Origin of the sequence: Zhongshania aquatica (assembly GCF_027257955.1) — a bacterium.
Classification (GTDB): Bacteria; Pseudomonadota; Gammaproteobacteria; order Pseudomonadales; family Spongiibacteraceae; genus Spongiibacter; species Spongiibacter aquatica.
In genome coordinates, this window is the sequence record NZ_JANZNQ010000019.1 from 1 (window position 1) to 22,117 (window position 22,117).

Genomic DNA, 22,117 nt, shown 5'->3' on the forward strand with positions numbered 1-22,117 from the left:
TGCGAAAACTGATGACTACATTGACTGAAGATGATCACTTAAAGTAAAAAGACGGCACATGATGTATGAGGTGGATTAAGTGATCACGTTCAAGCGGTACGACTGATCAGGTTCAGCGGAATACGCACGGGGCTTTGGGTTTTCTGCTGCATGACCATGGCGCGTTTTAGAATATGACTACCGTGAGCGATATCACTGACCATAAGTTTTACCAAATCACAGCTTCTGAGCTTGCTATCAATGGCCAGGTTAAACAGGGCAAGATCTCTGATCCTATTGGCCATCTCAAGCCTAATGCGTATTGACCATATCTCATGGAGTTTCAGGGGCGGTTTCTGGCCGATGAGTTTTCCCTTGTTCCAAGGCGATTTACTATTAACTAATTGATTAGTATTCATTTTTTATCCTTTCATAAACGATTGTGTCCCTGAAAGGATAGTGAGGTTGCGATAGATATTGTGTTAATAACGGCTAATTTGAGGCCAGGTTACGGCTCAATGTTTTTGTTTGCAGGGGCTTAAAATAAGTAATTTGAATATGACGCATAACTATACCAAAGTACGAGGTATTCTCGTTTATCGGTCTGTATGTGTATTTTTTTATAGCGCTATATCAGGGTACGTGTTAATCTCGCAAAAGTAGAATTTAACGTAAATTGATATAGTGATATGAGAAATCAAGTTTCAACACGCCAGAAAAGGCTAGCCACCGTTCTACGGCATAGCTCGGGTACCATCCGAGTTGATGACGCTATGGATGCCTTGGGTTTAGACAGGTCACACGCAGCAAAGCTGCTAGCGGGCTGGCATAACCAGGGCGTTCTTCGGCGCGTGGCCAGAGGTCTCTATGTACCAGTCCAGCCAACTGCACTTGGAAAAACCCAAGTTTTGGAAGACCCATGGATACTTGTGCCCGAGCTATACAGTCCCGGCTATGTGGGTGGCTGGAGTGCGCTTGAACATTGGGAGCTAACAGAGCAATTATTCCGCTCTGTTTGCGTGCTCACCAGTAAGCGTACTGCCTTTGGAAATACTGAACATCAAGGCGTTAACTTTTTCATTAAACACATCCCAGAAGACCAGATTCTTGGGACAAAAACGATCTGGCGCGACCAGATTAAAATCAGCGTCGCTGATCCCTATAAAACAATTCTCGACATAATCGACGATCCCTATCTCGGTGCTGGCTTACAGCATACCGTCGATTGCTTGAGGGAATTCAAGCAGCTCTATGGCAAGCAAAGCGATCTCGACAAGCTATTGGCCTACGCGAAGCAAATCGGTAATGGCGCTCTCTTCAAAAAGTTGGGATTCCTGGCTGAAGCGCTCGATTTTGAACAAACCTTCATTGACGAATGCGCGAATAACCTTACAACGGGATATACGCAGCTTGATAAAACGGCAACCGACAAAAGCCTTGTGACCAAGTGGCGGCTATGGATACCCAAAGGATATAAATTTTGATTAGTAAAGACGAAATACTTTCCGTTGCCGATGAAACTGGCCTAACCCCGACTGTTGTTGAAAAAGATTACGTACTTGGCTGGTTGCTTGCCGCTATTCACCAAAATGCGGCATTTTCTGATAACTGGGTGTTCAAGGGCGGCACCTGCCTTAAAAAATGTTATTTCGAAACCTACCGCTTTTCTGAGGATTTGGATTTCACACTGAAAGATGAAAGCCATCTTGATGAAGAATTTCTAACGGAGCAATTTTCGGAAATAGCGGAATGGCTGTACGAAGCCTGCGGTATTGAACTGCCACAAGATAGGTTTAAGTTTGACATATACGAAAACCCAAGGGGCAAAAAGTCCTGCCAAGGCCGAATTTATTACGGTAGCTATTTTGCGAGTGGGAAAAAATCAATGCCGAAGATCAAACTTGATCTGACAGCGGATGAAGTACTGGTCATGCCTCCTTCAAGGCAACCCGTAATCCATTCTTATAGCGATGTGCCCGGCGATGGCGTTCATGTGAATTGTTACTCCTACCCAGAAGTGTTCGGCGAAAAAGTAAGAGCGCTTGGTGAACGCGGTAGACCAAGAGATTTATACGATGTCATCAACTTATATCGAAATGATCAATTGCCTGCTCCTGCCATAATCAACGATGTCCTGGCACAAAAATGCGCTTATAAAGAAATCGAAAAACCAAAGCTTGCCGATATGGATAACTACCGAGAAGCGCTAATACAGAACTGGGAGCCAATGCTGGCTCATCAGCTTCCTGCTCTTCCCGCATTTGAATTGTATTGGGATGCATTGCCTGAATTTTTTGAATGGATAGAAAGTCCAGAGACCGAAAGAAGAGCGGTACTCGGTGCAGTATCACGAGAAGGCAATATTTATCGTCCAGCCTATGGCCAGCTTAACTTAAAGGCTCTAAGTGGCCGATCCTTGGAAATAATCCGTTTCGCAGCAGGTAATAGATTGTGCGTCAATCTGGATTACACAGATAACAATGGAAACCGTAGAACCCGCGTCATAGAACCATACTCCCTGCGCCAAGCCCAAAACGGCAATATTTTGCTTTACGCGGTACGAGCGGATAACGGGCAAATCAGGGCGTACAAGATTAATCAAATCAATGATGCTTCTGTCGTCAACCAAACATTTATACCGCGTTACCAAATTGAATTATCGCCAAGCTTAAATATTCCTCCTACGCAACATTCTGGAGGGGCATTACCAAGCCTGGATATTCCGAAAAGCTCTCCTGCTAGTCCAAGAGCAAGAACAACCAGAAGATCGAGTTTTTCTAACAGCGGACCAACCTATGTTTACCGCTGTCCTGTTTGCCAGAAAACATTCAATCGAAAAAAGCAGGACTCCAGGCTAAATGCTCATAAAACAAAAGAAGGTTATCCATGTTCTGGCAGAATAGGATATTTTGAGGAAACAAGATATTAGCTATTAAACGTTTCAAATGTCCGCTTATGGCCGAAAGTGGAAGAAAGGTAATTTTCAACCAACGTCCGCTTATTACCCAATGGCTGCCATTTCGGGACCCTCACTAGAGTGTGCGCAACGTAGATTAGTTTTGAGTGAAGTGATTCATAAAAGGACTGAGAGTTCAGTTTTGTAGCTGGTTGAGTACGTACCGACTACAATATAACCGGCAGAAAGAGCCATAGATTTGTTATTCGGTCTTCATTTTGGTTGCTGAGGGCAGCAGTCAAAAAATTGGATTTTTAGTACAGTTGAAATTTCACTTGGTCACAAAATGGTCACGTTTTGGTCACAAATGGGATTTTGGCCGATATTAGCGAGTAATTGACCGAGGTGGATTGAGGCGTGATACCCCCTCTGTTATAGTGTCGCGCTCTGTGAAGTACCCATTTCGCGCCCGTAGCTCAGCTGGATAGAGCGCCGCCCTCCGGAGGCAGAGGTCAGAGGTTCGAATCCTCTCGGGCGCACCAAAACCAAAAAAGCCGACCTTGTGTCGGCTTTTTTGGTTTTGGGTTGCTTGATCGGTGAGACCGTCTCCAGGTTCTATAAATTGCACCCGCGGTGCAATTTCAACAAGGAGCGAAGCGACGCAGCCCCAACGGGGGCAAAACAGGCCAAAGCCTGTTTTGATTCATCCTTAGTCGGCACTAGTGCGGAATTTGAATACCAGCCCTATGGTTACGCAGGGATTGGTTAGAGCCGACCTTGTGTCGGCTTTTTTGGTTTTGGTCTGCTTGATCGGTGAGAGCGTCTCTAGGTTCGATAAATTGCACCCGCGGTGCAATTTAAATAAGGCGCGAAACGACGTAGCCCCGTAGGGGGCAATGCAGCCTCTAGGCTGCATTGATTTATTCTTACCCTACGTTCGCGCCAACCTTAATGACGATGACAAGCTTAGCCTTTTGATTCGTTCTTACGTATCGCTCGTGTATACCATCTTAAAGACTCGCTGCTAACTCAGCGCCCTCGCGTATTGCGCGTTTGGCATCTAGCTCTGAGGCGATATTTGCGCCACCGATGAGATGGTAGCGCTGCGTTGGTTTAGCGTTTGGCTCGGACTCTGAATTGTAAAGTTCTCGAAGCGGCTCTTGCCCAGCGCAGATAACAATGTGGTCTACCTCTAAAAGACGTTGTTCGCCATCTTGGCTGATATGCAGACCTTGGTCGTCTATACGGTCGTAGCTGCAGCCAGCTAGCATATTGACGCCTTTGTTTTTAAGTGTAGCGCGGTGTACCCAGCCCGAAGTTTTGCCTAAGTCTTTACCTAGTGCGGTGGTTTTGCGCTGAAGTAAGAATATTTCCCGCTGCGAGGGCTGGGGTTTGCCCGCTACAAGTCCACCGCGCTCAGTAGTTTGTTGGTCTATGCCCCATTCTGCAGACCAGCTAGCGATGCTTTGAGGGAGTTCGATGTTGTGGTCGTGGGCGAGGTATTCAGAGACGTCAAAACCGATACCTCCTGCGCCGATGAGGGCGACGCGCTTGCCGATGGTGACATTGCCTTTTAATACGTCGATATAGGAAACCACCTTAGGGTGGTCTATACCGGGAATACTCAGTGCGCGTGGACTAACACCGGTGGCAACGACGACTTCGTCGTAAGCGCCACTGATGAGTTCGGCTTTCTCTACGCGATGATTCAGTGTGAGTTTTATCCCTGAGCGTTCAATTTGTTTGCCGAAGTAGCGCAGTGTTTCGCCGAATTCTTCTTTGCCAGGAATGGTTTTAGCTAAATTAAACTGGCCACCTATTTTGTCCGCTTGATCAAATAAATGTACTTCATGGCCGCAGTCTGCTGCCGCCGTGGCGAACGAAAGTCCGGCAGGGCCAGCGCCGATCACGGCAATTTTCTTAGCCTTCTTCGCGGGTTTAAAGACCAACTCAGTCTCGTGACAGGCGCGGGGGTTAACCAAGCAGCTGGCGCGTTTTAATTGAAAGGTATGGTCTAAGCACGCTTGGTTGCATGCGATGCAGGTGTTGATTTCGTCGCTACGATTGCTAGCGGCTTTGTTTACCCATTCAGCGTCGGCCAACATGGGTCTGGCCATCGAAACCATATCAGCTTGGCCACTGGCCAAAATGTGCTCGGCGATATCCGGCATATTAATGCGGTTGGAGGCGATAACAGGAATGTTGACCGCTTGTTTTACGGCGGCAGTGGCTTCGATAAATGCGGCACGTGGGACCGAAGTGACAATAGTGGGTACGCGCGCTTCATGCCAGCCGATGCCGCTGTTAATTAAGGTGGCGCCAGCCGCTTCAATCTCGCGGGCAAGGTCTACTATCTCTTCTCGAGTGCAACCGTCTGGAACCAAGTCGAGCATCGATAAACGGAAAATAATAATAAAATTCGGGCCGACTTTTTTACGCGCGGCGCTGACGATTTCGACGGCAAAACGGCGCCGGTTTTCCGGGCTGCCTCCATAGCGGTCCTTGCGTTTATTGGTAGCGGGCGCCAAAAATTGATTAATTAAATAGCCTTCGCTACCCATGATTTCTACACCGTCGTATCCCGCCTTTTGGGCCAATTGCGCTGTACGCGCAAAGTCTTTTACTGTGCTCGCGACGCCACGGGTGCTTAAGGCACGGGCCTTAAAGGGGTTGATGGGCGCTTTGCTGGTTGACGCGGTTTTGGACAGTGGATGATAGGCATAGCGACCAGCGTGAAGAATTTGTAGGCAAATTTTCCCGCCCGCTTCGTGTACCGCCTTGGTGACTTTGCGGTGATTATGTACATCTAAGCGGGAATTAAAGGTACTAGCCCCGGGGTAAAGCCAGCCGCTTCTGTTGGGGCTGTAACCACCGGTGATCATTAGGCCAACACCACCCTTGACGCGCTCGGCAAAATACGCGGCGAGTTTAGGGAACTGCCAAAAGCGATCTTCTAGGCCGGTATGCATGGAACCCATGACTACGCGATTTTTAAGGCTGGTAAAGCCTAAATCGAGGGGGGCAAGAAGATGGGGATAATATTGGTTTTCTGTGCTCATGGCATGACTCGCTATATCTAGGCGAGGTCAAGATATCCCCTGAAGTTGACAGTGTCAATATTTGAGGATATCTCATGCCATCGGCGCTTTTTATCCTCAATTAAGTTAGGGGTAGGCGCGCGCTCACTTGCCAAACAATCGCGCAAAAAAGCCATTTTTCTTGGGTGCTGCGGCCTTTGCAGTAGAGACAGATTCTTTTTGGGTTGAGGGTAGCTCGAAAGCAAACTCCGCGATACCCATACGAATAATGTCGCCATTTTTAAGGTAAGTAGACAGGCCTTTTAGCTCGTTAACAAAGGTGCCGTTGGTGGACATCCAGTTCACCACTTTCCAGCGTGGCCCTTCATTGATTAGCTGTGCATGTAGCCCTGAAACACTAGTTTCAACTACGCATATATCTACGTTTTGTTGTTCACGGCCGATTTTCCAGACGGTTTTAGTAGACGTGTCTAGTGGATAGATTACGCCCTCGATACTGAGGTTTAGGCCGACCAGCCTCGCCGTATCGCCAATGGCTGCTATGTCTAAATTACCCTCGCGATAATTCTTACTGGCTTCAGAGCCCGCTTCTTCTGAGAAGAATATCGTACCTGTTGCCTGCTCAAGTCCCGCATTTTCAGACCACATGGCAGGAATGTCGGCGCTGCTAGTGTCAATTGCTGCCGGAGTGGCTGCTGGTGTTGGCGCAGCATTCACGGGAGCCACGGGTGGCGGAGTGTAGCCGCCGATTTGGGTTGCGTCGTCGGTGTTGTTAAAGGTAGTCGTGTCTTGATCCGACTCCAGCGATACCCTTAATTCGAAATCGCCAATTTGTAGCGCGTCGCCGTTTTTAAGGGTACTTTCACCGCTAACTTTGACGGCATTGATATAGCTACCGTTACTAGAACCAAAATCCTCAAAACTTAATACATCGTCCTTAATTTTTAATACACCGTGGTTTCTAGACACGCTTGAACTCAGCAGGCGAATATCGCTTTCTGGGCTGCGGCCAATTGATGTTTCCGCTTTGCTTATTTCATAGTCAATGGCGTTGACGGTATCGTAAAGTTTAAAGTGTGCCATTTTCTGTTTCCTTCAAATACTGATAATTTGGTGTGAGTCTGTGCTTTGTTACGCTGGAAAATGTTCTGTGTAGCCATCTATTCGGGCAATCGACACGATCGGCAGTATCGGTATGATTTCGTTCTCTTTGGGTATCGCATTGCTGTCTACCAGCACTGCGGTGATATTGTCTGCGCCATTATTTGCTATGGCGGTTGCTATTAATTGTTCGAGTTGTTGCTCGCTAGAAATTTTGCTATCCAGTATTCTCGCGATATCACAGACATCCATGGCGTCGTGTAGTCCATCGCTACAGAGCAGAAGTTTTTGCCCATGAAAGAGCGCACCTTGTACAAGTGGAATATCATTCGCGGTAATAACTCCATGACCAATTGCGCGGTTAATGATGTTCTTTTGCGGATGCTTAAGTGCTTCGGTATACGTAATTTCGCCGCGGCCGATCATCGCTTCCATTTGTGAATGGTCGCGGGTAATTTGACGTAGCTCGCCGTCCCATAAATAGGCGCGACTGTCGCCAATCCAGGCTAGTTCAAAATGATGGCCACTAAAGTGAGCGACCACAACGGTTGATCCCATTCCAGCTTTACCGCGACCGTCTTCTGCGGCACGCAAAACGTCTTGATGCGCAGTGTAGATGGCGACAGCTAGCGACTTTCCCTGATCGAGTAGATCAGTGACCTGACTGGCGACGATGCTGGCCGCAATTTCACCGGCAGCTGGGCCACCCATGCCATCGGCAACTAGGGCGATGCCCCAAGTGCTGTCGGCGACAAATCTATCCTCGTTTGTCGCGCGTTTGGCGATATTACTTTTGCCTAGAATGCTAATCATTGCATTATTTCTCCATGGCAGCTTTTAGTGTTTTTTGAGCGGCTGCTTTGAATCGATTTGGGTTATAGCTCTTTTCATCGTTAAGTACGGTAAATATTGCGTCATAGTACTGGGCAGTGTTGCTTGAATCATTTTGATTCGCGGCGAGCACTTGTAAGCCCAAAAATAGTTGTTCGGCATCCGCATAATCACGAACGTCGCCACTGGCGCCTTGTTTGAGTAAGGCGGTGGTTATTGCCTGTTGCTCACTCTTACTGAGGGGTGATTGAGCCATGGTTTGCTCAGCGCGTTTCAGTAAGGACATAAGTTGCCTGCTGCTTGCCTGTAACTCTTTGTTACTGATTACCGTTGACTGATTTAATTGGCGAATGGCAGTGCTTAGATCTTTGCCCAAGGATTTTTCTCTAACTGCCACAACGGTGGCGAGTGTCCGCAGCGCGTTGTCATTGATACGGATAGAGCCCGCTGGCAGTAATTTCTTGTCGTCTAATGACCGTTGTACGTGGGTATCCATAGGGCGGTGACAAGAGTGACAATCGAACACGGCTAACTCTGGGAACAAGCCTTGCGGCATACTGTGTTTTTCTAACAGGGCCAGTGAGTCTTGCGCTGCCTGCATTCTGCCCGCTAGCCAGCGGTCGAGCGCGGGGATACTTTTGCCACGTTGCTGGTAGTCTGCATCGTCGCGATGATGAGGGGGCATTAAGTTCAGCCAAGTGTCTAACTCAAAGCGCAGGCGGGGATGGCCCGCCGCCATCATTTCATGATCGGCGAGCTGATTAGTATTTCCTAGGTGACAGGACTGACATAACTTGGCGGTAAAGGCCGGATCTTCTGTAGGCGCTAAACCGTTCTTCAGATTTATTTGATGTCGAGCTGCGGCATCACTATCAGCGCTAGTATTCGCGCCGTAGTGCGAGTCTATCCAATTTTCCGCGCCGCCATGACAGACCTCGCAGCCAATACCGTCTGAAATTTGAAATTTTTCGCCCTGTAACTTTGCGGGTGTGGTATCGGCATGACAGGCTAAACATGCGGGTTCTTTACTCGCGTCAGCAATCCCCATATTGTCGGCAATGCGTTTTGAATCGCTATTTTTTAAAATAGAATAAGCGCGGGAGTGATGATCGTATTTCGCCCAAGTGCGGTATTCGTTCTGCATTATATTACCGCGCTCAACCGGCGCGGCGCGGCCATGACAAACGCTGTTCGCACAGCTTGCTACACCTAAGTGCATGGCTTGTGTATTTATATCTGTGTCGATGTTAATACTGCTTTCTGCTGCGAGTAGCGATCCCGCGCTGAGGCTTACCGTCGCGAGTAATGCAACGCGTACGAGTCGGGAGATCTGTATAAGCCGGTGCTTTGTTCTAATCATGCTTAACTCCCGTTTGTGCTTTGCTCGGCGTATCTTCGACAAACCACGGTTTTCCGTCTTTGTCTAAATAGAGTTTGTGCATTTCGGTCAAATTAAGTGGCCTCGCGCCGCGTCGTCCAAACACCGCAATTTGCCCGCCGCTTTCATCCACAGCACGATCACGCTCTAATCCGCGGGATAAACTTAGGGCGGGACTGGCGGTTTGCTTGCCTGCAATCCACAGTGGATTTGGCTTTGGATTGAAACCGTAGAACTTGGGCTGTAAATCTGGCGAGCTTAATTGAATAACATTTAGACCCGTCTTCGCGTCGGCAACATAGGCAAATAGTGAGGCGTTGGTGGTGCCGATCACGACGTCGCGGCTATCTTGCAAGTGTCCATCGGCGTTGTAACTTTGCAGTAATTGCATGCTTTCTGGGCGTTCTATATTAATGATGGCAAGACCTTGCCGCCCTGCGGCCACGTAAGCGTAACCCCTTGCTAGACTGATTTTGTGGGCATCGGCTAGTGGCAATGTCGCTGCTGGTAGTAAGTGTGCTTTTTCAGGTAACGTCACATCTACGATATTGACCCCGTCGGCATCGGTCACAAACAAGTAGCGGAATTGCAGGGCCGAGGCGCGTCCGTCATTCAGTGCGATGGTGTTTAGTAATTTGGGTTCTAGTGGCTTGTCGATATCGATAATAACCAAGCCAGCATCGGCGATAATGTAAAGATAGTGACCGCCAATGGTGATATGACGTGCTCCCTTTAGCACACCGTCGGCATTCCAGCGCAGCGCGGCTTCAATAAAGTTATTGCGCGGTTTGCCGTCGGCAAAGGTATTGACGTTGACAATAATCAAGCCTTCTTCGGTGTCGGTAACAAAGGCGTAGTTGTAGAGCGGGTGGAAGGCTTGCTCTTTGTTGTCGACCCGCATTAAGTCGCCTTGATTACGTTCTGGGGCAATTGGTTGAATGCTGGGTAGCGCGACGCAACTAGCATTTTTTGTGGCAACTTTCGCGTCGTGTCCTAACTGGCTAAAGGGCGCCGTGATCAAGCGTTGTGATATACCTTTGTTTTCTACCGAGGCAACATCTAATACTCTAAAACCTGCTTTGCCATCTGCAATAAATAAATACTCTCCACGTAGCTGCAGACACTGACTGCGTTCAGCGCTATGTTCGTGTGATGTTTGTAATTGTTGTTTTTGTGCCTGGTGGGCAGCAAAAAAGTCTGGGTAAGCAAAGCGATGTAAATAGCTGCCGATGACCGCCTGGGGTTCATCCCACTCGGTGACCGCGATGGCTTCAATATTCTTCTCTTCACCGAGCCATACATTGCGGCCAATAAAGTCGATGAATTTTGTACCCAAGGTTAAGGTTTGGGCGATGATGGCATTATTGTCTTTTTCTGCCGACAAATGGCAGTCGCTGCAGGTTTTAGTTTCGGTTTTACGCACCGTATGCGGGAAATGCGGATTGAAGGCTTGCGAGCTAAAACCACTGGCGGAGATCGGTGCTTGCTGTACATAAATGCGTTCGCGGTTGGCGTTGGTAGACGACAATACCAAGGCCGAGGATGATCGCACCGGTGCGTATTTTCCACCTTTGTAGGGCGCGCGTTTACCTATCATGAAGATTTGATCACGCGCGACCTGCGGATTATAGGTGGCGAAGTTACGCGACTCGCCGCCTTCAAAATGGTGGCGCTCAGATTTTTCATTCGCCTGTATCGGTAAATGGCAGCCGCCACAGCTCGTCGTCCACGAAGTATGGCAGGCGTAACACTCCATCTCTTCAAAGTTATGTGCGGCAGTGTCAGGGTTTACATCGCTGCCCCAATGTTGGGTGCTCGGGTCCTTCGACATTAATTTAGCGCGCGCAGCTTTAGCATTGTATGCGGGGTGATTTGGGTTTACTGAATCCTTCACCAAAGACAGTGTCCACTCAAGCTCGGGATTGAGCATAGACCGTTGCATGAGTTTGCCATCTACCCATTCAAAGCGACGGCGGCCATCGGGATTGCGCAGCAAACTTAAATCGGTAGTGCTGGCATTACTAGCGGGGCCAGAGGGTTGCAGGTTTGGATATTTACTCGCTGTGCCATGACAATCCACGCAGCTGATTTCGACGGCTGCGGCAACTTCGCCGTACATATGCCCGTTGCCGTGGTTGTCTTGGTTGAAATGACAATCCACACAGTGCATACCAACTTCGGCATGGATGGAGCGCATGTGCACTGCTTTATCAAATTTATCTGGGTCTTCATCGCTGACGATATTGTTATCGCCGTCTAATAAATTGCCATCGCGGTCTCGTTTGAATACCGCGCGGAAATTCCAGCCGTGACCGTGGTAGTCGGCAAATTGCGTGTCTTCGAGTTCGGGGTTGAGTTTAGCGACGTCCTTAAGAAAATCGACATCGGCCCATTTGCCCTTTGGCGCGGCGCCTTCGGGATTGCGATCGAGTATTTTCCGCTTGGTGGCGGCGTCTGGATACTGTTGGTCTTTCGGCCACATATGTGGCGCGTCAGATTCGTAGTCCCACATGGTGTAACCCAAAAAGGAGTTCACGAACATATTGGGTTGGTGCATATGGCAGACCATGCACTGGCTGGTTGGAATCGCGCGGGTAAAGCGGTGCTCGATGGGATGACCCGAGACAGACTTGTTGATGGTGGGATCGACGCTCTGACTTTTACCGGTGTTGCCGAAGGCAGCGTAGGGGCCAGAATGCACTGGTTCGCGGTCGTTGGCGTACACCACATGGCAGCCGGTACAGCCTGAGCTGCGATAGTCGCCAGGTTGATCATTAGTACCCATAAACCAAAACAGGGGATCGTTAAGACGGGTTTTGGTCATGTTGATAAGCGGTACTGAAATCCGTCCGCCGGTTCCGGGGCCACGATTGGATTGTTTGAAATCGGGTCTGCCGGGTTCTTCTAAACGCTGTATTTGTCCCAAAGCATTGGGGATACCGGTTTCTGGAAATAGATTCACAATATTGCGACCGCCGCGTTCAAACACCCTAAATACATCGCCGGGTTTTACAGTCTCCCATGCGGGTAATGGAAAGATTTGATCGAGAATCCCCATCTCGGCCATTTCTGGCGTGGGTTTGATGGCGGCGGTTATAGAGGCGGCTTGGCCATCGCGGGTATAGGCTTCACCGAGAATGGAACGTTTGTAGGGAAGTATGCCGTTATTGTAAGCCGCCGCCGCCCAGAACATGGCGCCGGTGCCGTGCAAGCTGCGGGTCGACGCTTCTATTATATTTTGGTGGCAGGCGCCACAGGCTTCGCTGGCGACGCGGAAATCACCGGGATTTACAAAGCGAATATATTCGGGCGCCTCTTTATTCAAAAGAGTATATGTGCGTTCTGGGTTGGCGGAATTGGGCCAGTGCCAGCTGTCGGGAAAACGCGGCAACACGTGTGCTTTTTCCAGTAATGGCAGCATGAGGTTCGGATCAAGCTGCGCATCCTTGGCAAAACTAACACTGGCGTCGCCGCCGTGGCAGTCTACGCAACCTAAATTAATGGCCGGATTGTTATGCATATTGTGGCTGTCACTTTGCCGATGACAACTCACGCAACCTACACTTTTTTGTTCGACATCTGCCAGAGTTTGAAATGCAGGTGCGGGTGGCGCGGTGTGGTACACGTGCTCAACGGCATGTTCGCCGCCAGAGGCAAAAGCTGGCTGACAAAATATCCCGCAGCATAAAGCCAGCAGTGTAATGATCGGTGTTTTAGTAAGTAAAAATGGCATTAAAAAGCACCGATTGTTGGGAGTGGTCTGAATATAATTGTTGATACGCTTCACCGGGTAATAGCACTGCATAGGACAGTCGCAGCACAATATTTTGCGACATAAAGGGTCGGTAAATTGCGGCAACAGATAAATCTTGGCCGATGTCGTTTGAGACGTTCGCCTGCTGGCGGGCGACCTCTACGCTGCTGGTGTTGTCGAACCAAAGTTGATTCGCATTAAAACTAATACGCAGTTCGGGAAGCACGTCAAAATCGGCACCAACGCCAAGCAATACCGTACCGGGATTGGTGAAATTTGATTGGCCGTGTTCTTTCGACGCGCGCAAACTATTTAAGACGCCGTTACGGCTAGATAGCGCAACTTTACCACCGCCGATCAGCGGCACCGCTTGGCGTATCCAATAGCTAGTGTCGGCCCCAGCGAATAGCGGATTTTCGACAACCGCGTCGAAGCCGGTTTCTTTATCGTCGTAGGGGTCGTCGTCGCCACTGCCGTATAAAAACGACGCGCGCCAGCGTATCCAGTCTTGGTCAAAGGATAATTCAGCAGCGGCGAAGTAGGCGGAAATATCGGCATCATCATTGCTAAACGGCGAGTTTTCTTGCTTGCCGATCGCATAGTAGAGCGCGCTGGTAATATTCAGGCGCCCAAGGTGTCCGTCGCTATTCATACCGAAATAGACGACGTCGTATTGCCGCGGACGTTCTGTGCCTATCGAGGCTGGGCGCTGAATAACGCCGTTTTTATCGTAGAAAAAATCCTTCTCGCGGTTGCGGTTATACAAGACTGTAAATTGCGTTGTGTGACCAAGTGCGAGTAAATCCTGCCAATAAAGGTTGGCGACAAAAATATCGTCGTCGCGGGGCGTTTCACCGATATTGTTTAAGCCGGTATTAGTGTCTTTCTCTAAGCGTCGAAACCACGCAAGATTATATTGAATAACATTGTTTTCACGTGTGCCAAAAAAGCGAACGCCGAATTGGTTTTCTTGAAATAGAAAACCACGGAAGTCGGCATTAAAGGGTTGAATACCAACGCGCACACTATCGAAGTCGTAGTTTTCGGACACATTGCGCAAATGCACATCGACGAAGGCGGCCTGTAAACCGGCAAAATCTTGGTAGCGTGTTTTACCCGACGAGGGTAGTACGTCAATGCCCACCTTTTCGTCTAGCTTAGTGGCGTTGTAATTAAATACTGGCGTGAATCGGAATTCGTAGTCCGGTGGGCGGAATACAGTATCGCCCTTGTAGTACACGAGCTCTACCGCGAGATTTTCGACAAATTGAGATTGCTTGGTACTGCCGTATAAATCTAAATCTCCCGCGTTTGCTGTGGTTTGAATGCCAACGGGGGTGGGTACGTCGCGATATTCAAAAACAGTGTCGGCAATAATACTCAGATTGAAAAACCAGTCGTCGTGAATGGGGGTGTCGGCTTTTAAGGTATTGCGATTATAGGGGGCGTACCAGTTGTTTTCGTAACCCAGTGACTCAACAATGCGCCAGCGGTCGGGTATGGCCGTGGCAGGGCTGAAGTCTTCAAGTCGTGGAACCGGGATGCTTGGTTGGCGCTCGTTTTTACGTGCACATTTTGACGCCATACCGGGTACGCGGGGTGCTGAATTATTCGCCTTGCAATCAATAGCACTGAGATTGTCTTTTGTGTCTTCTTGGGCGAATACCATAGCGCTAGATGACAGGCATAGCAGCGAGCCAAGGCATGCTATCAGCGGCAAGTTTGATTCACGCTTTGCGCGTAGCTTTTTATTTCCCGGCGCAAACATTTTGTTCATCACTATTGTTAAAAGGACTTTGTGGGCAGCTGATATAGCGCAGGCGTTGACCGCGAGGCGCAAGTTGATCGGCACGGATTGCAGCAGGCGCATTGTTTACTGTGCCGAGAATTTCTCCGGCTTGATGCAAGCCAAGAAAGGCGATCATATCGTCTTGATCAACGCCGTCACCTGACACGCCGATGCCGCCGATTAATTGACTACCGCGATAAATGGGCACGCTGCCTGGGAAAATTTGTATACCGTTTGCCAATCGTGGCGCCGCCGAACTGGTGGTGCCCGCGAAGGGCAAGCCAACGCAGTTTTTATTCACGTCCTGCGCGCCACCCATCAAATACAAAAGATGGCTAACAATACCGTTAAAACTCAAGTCCAGTTGTAAGCCAGTCGAGAACGGGCTCCATTCCCCTGCGGGTTTACTAAAGGGGCCGGGACCATTGGCATCAATACCGTCTGGAAAATGAGGACGCGACAAATTACCGCCGGAGCGATCCGCAAAGGCAATGCCATTGCTGAGGGCGGTGGCATCGCCAGTGAGATTAATGACGTTCTGTACGTAATCGCCCAAGACAATGGTATTTGCCGCGGCGAGTGCGGGTGTTAAATATTGCGCGTCAGGTAAGGCGTTAAGGAAATTGGCGGCATCGGTTGATGAGAAAAATGTTGCGGTGCGCGCTTTTTGCAGTGACACGTCGGAGCCGAAAATAGGTGCGTCGCGGGTTCTGGCAATACCTAAAATACTGCCGTCGGTATCGACCACACTGATGGTGACGCGCGCAGAGGAACCGAGTGGCTGTCTAATTTGCGCTCGCGCGCGATTCGCCACCGATAGCGCTTGATTGATAATTTCTTGCACTTCCGTAGCGCTCAGTTGCGAACCCGCCGTCGGTGGAAAGCGCTCTACATTGTTTTTGTCAACGAATACGAAGGCATCGCGACTAGGGAAGCGAAGATTATTATCCGAACGAATTCCAGAACTTGGTTGTCCGAACGCTTGGCCTGCACGGTAGCCATCATTGGCATCGTAATAATCCTTCACGCTGACAAAACTGCCGTCGGTATTTACAACTAATACGGGAGCACTTTGGACGCTGGGATCGATGGCGTTGAAATCTATGTCGGCGAAGCGCAGGGTTTTTCCATCAACCGTTATGCGATCTGCTTGCCGGTTGGCTGGTACCGCAAAACCGAAACTACCGGCGAGGGCAATGATTTCGTCGCTGTCGAAATCGACATTACTTATATTGCGGTCGATGCCGTAGACAAAGTCGTCGGAGATAACACCGATGCCACCGACGGGGGTGCCGAATTTATAGAGCGGAATACCACCGGGGTCAGCTGAAAGGCCCAATGGTGAGCGTTTGGGGCCTACCAATATACTTGGATCGCTGGCGTCTAATACAAAGTCCGAACAGGGCAGTTGGCTGAATTGCACTCCGAATAGTGGTCCGCTAGGCTGGTTAAATTCACCGGGGTTAAAATGTTCCTGTACAATTTGGCCCGCAACGCGGGTACTAAAGCCGTTGCCCTCGCTGGACAGGTATGCAGCGGTAATGGCTTTCGCCATCGCCGCGAGGGCATCGCCACCTACTGTCGCAGAAATAGGGAGCTCTAGCCGTTCTAGGCCACCACTGATGACAGTGTCTTGATTCGATATTAAGGTGAGCTTTCTGTCACCATTAGCCAGCACTTCGGTCATTCTAAAAACAGTGAGTATATTGCCACTGCGATCTGCTACTGCGACGGTGGCGGGAACATTTAGTGCCCGCGCTTGCGCAACTGCTTGGCGAACGATCAGCTCAACATCATTACTGCTAAGAAAACTACTGGCACTGGCGCAACTGCCATCGCATTGGGTGTTGGCATTGCTACCACGTGCGCCATCTTGATCGTTGCGATCACCCTTACAGGCGGCCAAGGCGAGCAATGTCGCCAGCACGACAATATGGCAATTACGAATTCTCATTTACCGTCTCCCATTGCGGGCGCGGTCATCGTTGGAAGTGCGAAATTATGAAATGCGTGGCAAGCAATGCATTGCAGTTTGATATTGTCTTTCGCGGTGTCTTTTTTACCCTCTTCATGGCAGTCGAGGCATACCCCCATTTTCGGCATTAACACGTCACTGCTCAGTTTCGATGTTGCCGCATCATGACAGCTAGCGCAGCTTTCTTTGCCCATATTGTCGGCCGACATAATGTGGTGGGCAGCGTGGCTGAACCGGGCGGTGGGGAACCAGTCGGTATTGAGTTTCACCTCTTTCACTTGCCATTGCTTGTCACCATTGGCGTCTTCTTCTTGGTAAGCCTCATGGCAATCAACGCAGCCGCCTTTGCTAAACAGGCGCTCTATTTCTTCTTTGGCCCATACGCCGCCGCATTGCAGTGGGTCTTGGTTTTTACAGCGTGCACTTGTGTCGCGACCAGGTACGCGGCGCGCCGATTCCTGTGGTTTCGAGTAGCGCTGCTGGGCCGCCTGACTAATATAAAATTCGTGTAAATAAGTGCGAACGATCTCTGCTGCCGCGTGGGGTAAATTGCGCTGCGGATTGGCATCGTCAAAATCCAAGCTGTGGCAACTTGCGCAATTCGCTTCCATAGTGATGGGTAAAAAGTGTTCGCCATCGGGCGCGGCAGTATGGCAGTCACCGCATATTAGCGCTTCTTTTTGAGGGCTATCTGGTATTTTTTTACCCACTTTCTCGATGTTCAAATGCAGTTCGTGGGGAAATTTAAGATTGGATTCTTCCCTTATTTCTTGGGTAGATAGCGCTTTGTTTTTTGTCCATTCTCCCGCTTTTTCCTGTAGCAATGTCGGCATAAAGTGGGGATGCTGGCCCGCGCTAAAAAGAGTGGCTGCGTCCATTTCGCCCATTGTATTGCCACTGACATCGATCTTGCTGATGGGGGTTTTGTGACAGTCAATACAGAGCTTGTTGTCTTGCACAATCAGCATTTGGGGTTCGTTGTGCTCTTTGTGACATGCTTGGCAGCTATCTGTACCGCTAGTAAATGGGTGATTCGCAGGGAAATGACTGTGTGTATCGGCGTGGCAGCTAAGGCAGGTCGCGGTATCGACTTTTTGAAATCCCTTGGTGTGGCAGCTATTACAGTTGTCTACTAATCCAGATAAATGATGGGGACTAGATAATGGACCTGTTGACCAGATTTGATCGCTGGGCGCACCGAAGCTTTGTAGCGTTTTGGCAGTATCGGGTTGCAAGTAATGTAATAGCGGAAAAATTAAAGCATTGACTAAAATGACAAAGCTAAGAACATAACTCCATAGGCGACTGCTGGGCAGTTTTAGTCGTAACTCATGTTTGTATCGAGTTTGTACAGACGGTTGACTGTCTGCGTCGATATTGACTTGTATGGATGCGTCAAAGCCGGGCGGAGGCGGAATTAATGCAATTTTATGTGAGCCAATGTCTATCCAATTGCCCAGTGTAACAGTCGCTTGTTTTAGCTTTTTACCATCGATACTGAGGTTGGCATTGGCGCGACAGGTCACTTTTAAATGACCTTCATCGATCACCGTTATGTCGCTGTGATTGGTGGCTATATCGTCGCCAAATAGTTGAATGTCGCAGTGGTTGCCACTACCGACGCGAACACGATTTGTGCTGAGTTCGCTGTCACTTTGATCAATGACTTTGCCGTTTTTAAGCCGTGTCTTTCGTATGAGAATAAGCATGGCTTTACCAGTAAAAAAAGACGGTGAAAATATGAACAAATAAAGAAACTAATAAGGCCATACTTAGAGGGATATGTACGCTTAACCAAAGTTTGGTTCTGAGTTGCAGACTTAGTTCGCGACGCAATCGGCGCAGAAGCTCTTGCCGACGACCAAGAATATAAAGTAGTTTTTGTAGTCGTTCAGCTTCGCCGGGCTTTTGTGTGTTGGGGATTTTAGCCACCAAAAAATCAATGACGGTTTGTTGTCCCTCATTGCTAAGCATTTGTGAATGCTTGCTTGTGGTGCCCTTTGTCGGCATGGCGACACTCGATCTGTCGCGACCAAAGAACTGCGTTAATAAATTGCCGCCAATGGCTGTGCGATCAATGGCACTGGAAATCATGTGCTGTATTTCCGTGTCACAATTGGCCGCCAGTGCCAAACCTTCTTTATCTATTTTTGCTAGGGAGTCAAGGCGCTGTTCAAAGGACTGGTTGGCGCGGTTTTCTACTAATAAGCGGGGATAGCGGAGGTAGGCATACAGTCCGATTAAACCGCTAACGATGACGGCACACATAAGCATATAAGCGAGTGTGTGCACGTTTAAACCGAATTGGAATGCACAATGTAAGGTGGCCACGCCAATGAGGCTAATCCCCAAATAGATATGTGCGGATACCCAAGCCTGTAAGTTTGCACTTTTACTTGCGTAGCTGCGTTTGCGAATACCTAGGCAAGAAAGCCAAATAATGAGAAACAGTCCGATACTGCCCAAGACATAGCCCTGCCAACTGCCACCGTTTGGCGGCAGCGATTCTGCCTGACTCAGATACAAGCCGCTACAGGCGATCAGTAAAATCACTGACCACCAAAAATAGCGTCGTCTGGCGTAGTTAAGAATGTTTACGTACATTTAAATTCTTTCTCATAAAGCACTAACATTAAAATGCGTTTTGCTCGGCGCGGAATTCGCTCGTTAGCGAAGATTTAATACGTTAATAAATTCAGCCGGTTCCATCCGTTGTGCTGCTCCAGTCGGGCAATACTGCACGCATGCTGGCCCGGCTGGTCTGTCTACACATGCGTCGCACTTAACGGCCTTTTTACCGATTTCTTTTGCCATATTACTAGGCGTCGCATTTTTATCTTCTCCCGGTCCTGGGCCCACACCACCAAATAGCCAGCTTAGAAAAGGTGGCTTTTCGGGTAGTTGATAGCTGAGCTTGATGACACCGTAGGGACAATTGGTTTCACAGTTGCCGCAGCCTATGCAAGAGTCATTAATATAGACTTCGCCGCTGCTCTCGCGATGGATTGCGTTTGGCGGACACTCTTTCATGCAGTGCGGTTGTTCGCAATGGCGGCAGGCAATAGGCAAGTTGATATTGGCAAAGCGCACACCCGCCTTTCGGTCTAATCGACTTATTCCTTTGTGGGTTTCGGCGCAGGCTGTTTCGCAGTTGTCGCAACCGACACAGAGGTTTTCGTCGATGAGCAACACATTGGTGCCCTCACCGGTTCCCTGTGCTAGCAGGAATGACATCAGCGAAGCTTGTTCGGGAAGCGCGGCTAATTCAGCAGTTGATTTTAATTGCTTTGAGGTTTCCGTTTGCAGCCGCGTGATGGACTCGGGTGATTTGCTGAGAAGCGCCAAAAAGGGTTGTCTACTAATTTCTATCACTTCTGAGCGCACGGCTGCGTAGGCTGACTCACGGCGAGTCGGGTCGCCCATTAACGCCATTTGGCCAAATATCTGACCGGAATGCAGCTGACCGATAGCGATCTCTTTGCCATTTTCTAATCGACTTAAGGCAATGGTGCCACTGCGTATGAGATACAGGTGTTCGCCAGCGTCGTCTTCTTTGTAAATGTATTTACCGGTATTGAAGTGCGATGTTTTTACTTGTTTGGCAATGTCTCGCAAATCGACGTAGCTGCCTTGGGGGGTAAAAAATTGTTGCAAGGTACGCTGTAAAAATACGGTTTCTATACCCTTGGCTACTTCGTCGTTGGCCGCCATGAGTTTCGCCATGGTGCGCCGTGGTGTTTCGATAAGAATGGTATCGTTGCTGGCAACGGCATTACCGATACGTGGGCGGCCGGAGAGTAAACTCATTTCACCGAAAAATTGCCCGGGGCCAAGTATGGTATCGCTGCCCTCGGCCGAACTTAATGTGACTTGGCCTTCTATAATGGTAAAGAATGAATTGCTGTAATCATTGTGCCGATAAATAAAATCGCCGCTGCGCAGAAGCTTGGTGATAACCGGGGGGCTGATTGGGGTGACAGGTTTAATTGCCAGTCCTGCGGATTGTCTACGTTGGATATCGGCGGATCGCGCCGATTCGATATCACGAATACGCTCTTGGCTAATGCTAGCGCCCTGGCTCTGCAGGCTATTAAGTTGTTGGGCATCTGAAACGCAGTAGCGGATATCGCTTTCCATAATGAGTTCACGGAAAGCGAGGGCGTTCATTCGCGAAAACATCGGTACGCGTTGTTGGTATAGGGCAAGGATGTCGTCTACATCGGCGAGATAGGGCAACAGAGAAAATTTCAGCGCGAGCAGAGGGTGGTCTACAGGCTTAACCGCTTTGCCTTTGATGTATTCGATAACATCATAGCCTTGGTTCATGCCCTGTTTAATCAGCGGGTAGCCAGCTAGTGCGCCAATAATATACAGACCGGGAACGTTACATTGATACTGACCGTCTAGCTCGGGAATGGCTTCGGGATCTTTGTTTGGAAGCGCAATGCCGCAACTCTCGACAAACTGCCGCGGAGGGATAGAGCCTAAGCGTGCGATAACACGATGGCAGGGCAATGTTTCGTCGCCACGAGCAGTATTGAGGACTACTGTGCCAACCGATCCTGGCGGCGGTACGCTGAGGGATTTTACCGAGGCGTCGTAGCGGCAGGAGAATGCCATGTTTCTGTCGTTGATGGCCTCTAGAACATTGTCTAAGTTGCCCTGCTTGGCGCGGGTAAATTCATTTTTTCGGTTAACAATAACGACACGATTATTTTTCGCCAGCGCTAGCGCATTCTCGATGGCGGCGTCGCCGGCGCCGACCACGATAATATCTTCGTCATGATATTCGTCTGGGTCGTCGAGCTGATATTGCACAAAGTGTGAGTTGTCGCCATCAACACCTAAGCGTCTAGGGTTGCCTTGCGTACCGATCGAGAGCACGACATTATTTGCCGAAATGGTGTTGCCGTCGGCACAGTGAATTTCGAAATTTCCGCGCGATCCCGTTATTTTGGTGACCTCGCAATTAGCGCGGAAATTAATTCCTGTCTCGCTAATTCCCTGATCCCAAGATTTGAGTATTTGCTCGCGTTTACCCGCAGCAAATTCTAAGGGACTGCGCAGATCTAAATAGCCTGGTTCATCCATAACATGCTTACCTTTTTGGTAGCGTTGTATGGTATTGGCGTGTAGCGGAGAGCCTTCAATGAGGATGTGGCTTGGTGTGTGGTCGGGGTTGGCAGCGCGTGCATCGAGGTCGTATTCAGCCGCTTTGGCTGCGGCGCTAAGGCCTGCTGGGCCTGCGCCGATGACGGCGATATCGAAATGTTCCTTCACGTTTTCTGCCACATTTCCTTTCCTTCTAAAATTGCTATATTGAATAACAGTTTTACTTTTAGGCGGCTTTGCTTTCAGATGATTTTAAGGGCTTCG

Annotated in this window: 13 protein-coding genes and 1 tRNA gene; 3 read left to right on the top strand and 11 right to left on the bottom strand. The window is 49.3% G+C overall.

The genetic code is table 11. From position 1 onward, the window contains the following. Window positions 1-89: 89 nt before the first annotated feature. Entirely contained in the window at window positions 90-398 is a 309-nt protein-coding gene (locus O9X78_RS16075) for a site-specific integrase (protein WP_269620750.1), read from the bottom strand. Window positions 399-668: 270 nt separating this feature from the next. Here O9X78_RS16075 and O9X78_RS16080 point away from each other — a divergent pair, with 270 nt between their 5' ends. From O9X78_RS16080 to O9X78_RS16090, 3 genes are all read left to right on the top strand, one after another. Beyond that, complete coding sequence (locus tag O9X78_RS16080; RefSeq protein ID WP_269620751.1) at window positions 669-1,463, top strand: type IV toxin-antitoxin system AbiEi family antitoxin domain-containing protein; 795 nt, start codon at window positions 669-671, stop codon at window positions 1,461-1,463. Next, entirely contained in the window at window positions 1,460-2,908 is a 1,449-nt protein-coding gene (locus O9X78_RS16085) for a nucleotidyl transferase AbiEii/AbiGii toxin family protein (RefSeq protein WP_269620752.1), read from the top strand. Before O9X78_RS16080 ends, O9X78_RS16085 begins: the two co-directional genes overlap by 4 nt. Window positions 2,909-3,340: 432 nt before the next feature. Further along, window positions 3,341-3,417: transfer RNA gene (locus O9X78_RS16090), tRNA-Arg, on the top strand. 468 nt (window positions 3,418-3,885) lie between these two features. Here O9X78_RS16090 and O9X78_RS16095 read toward each other — a convergent pair. The 10 genes from O9X78_RS16095 to O9X78_RS16140 all read right to left on the bottom strand — a co-directional run bounded on the left by O9X78_RS16095 (window position 3,886) and on the right by O9X78_RS16140 (window position 22,033). After that, entirely contained in the window at window positions 3,886-5,934 is a 2,049-nt protein-coding gene (locus O9X78_RS16095) for an NADPH-dependent 2,4-dienoyl-CoA reductase (protein WP_269620753.1), read from the bottom strand. A gap of 123 nt (window positions 5,935-6,057) precedes the next feature. Then, the gene (locus tag O9X78_RS16100; protein WP_269620754.1) at window positions 6,058-6,996 is read right to left on the bottom strand and encodes an FHA domain-containing protein; all 939 of its coding nucleotides are present in this window, start codon (window positions 6,994-6,996) and stop codon (window positions 6,058-6,060) included. Between the two features lie 48 nt (window positions 6,997-7,044). Further along, on the bottom strand, window positions 7,045-7,827 hold the full coding sequence (locus tag O9X78_RS16105; protein ID WP_269620755.1) for a PP2C family protein-serine/threonine phosphatase: 783 nt from the start codon (window positions 7,825-7,827) through the stop codon (window positions 7,045-7,047). A gap of 4 nt (window positions 7,828-7,831) precedes the next feature. Further along, the gene (locus O9X78_RS16110; RefSeq protein ID WP_269620756.1) at window positions 7,832-9,205 is read right to left on the bottom strand and encodes a multiheme c-type cytochrome; all 1,374 of its coding nucleotides are present in this window, start codon (window positions 9,203-9,205) and stop codon (window positions 7,832-7,834) included. Next, window positions 9,198-12,956: an LVIVD repeat-containing protein gene (locus O9X78_RS16115; protein ID WP_269620757.1), complete on the bottom strand. Its 3,759-nt coding sequence runs from the start codon at window positions 12,954-12,956 to the stop codon at window positions 9,198-9,200. Before O9X78_RS16115 ends, O9X78_RS16110 begins: the two co-directional genes overlap by 8 nt. Next, on the bottom strand, window positions 12,937-14,754 hold the full coding sequence (locus tag O9X78_RS16120; RefSeq protein WP_269620758.1) for a hypothetical protein: 1,818 nt from the start codon (window positions 14,752-14,754) through the stop codon (window positions 12,937-12,939). Before O9X78_RS16120 ends, O9X78_RS16115 begins: the two co-directional genes overlap by 20 nt. Further along, the gene (locus tag O9X78_RS16125) at window positions 14,726-16,720 is read right to left on the bottom strand and encodes a heme-binding protein (protein WP_269620759.1); all 1,995 of its coding nucleotides are present in this window, start codon (window positions 16,718-16,720) and stop codon (window positions 14,726-14,728) included. Before O9X78_RS16125 ends, O9X78_RS16120 begins: the two co-directional genes overlap by 29 nt. Then, window positions 16,717-18,450 (bottom strand): cytochrome c3 family protein, encoded by a 1,734-nt coding sequence (locus O9X78_RS16130; protein WP_269620760.1) that lies wholly within the window; start codon window positions 18,448-18,450, stop codon window positions 16,717-16,719. The genes O9X78_RS16125 and O9X78_RS16130 overlap by 4 nt, the downstream gene beginning before the upstream one ends. Before the next feature lie 4 nt (window positions 18,451-18,454). Beyond that, window positions 18,455-19,345 (bottom strand): hypothetical protein, encoded by an 891-nt coding sequence (locus O9X78_RS16135; protein WP_269620761.1) that lies wholly within the window; start codon window positions 19,343-19,345, stop codon window positions 18,455-18,457. Between the two features lie 63 nt (window positions 19,346-19,408). Further along, window positions 19,409-22,033 carry a cyclic nucleotide-binding domain-containing protein gene (locus tag O9X78_RS16140; RefSeq protein WP_269620762.1) on the bottom strand — a complete coding sequence of 875 codons (2,625 nt, stop codon included), beginning with the start codon at window positions 22,031-22,033 and terminating at the stop codon, window positions 19,409-19,411. Between the last annotated feature and the right edge of the window lie 84 nt (window positions 22,034-22,117).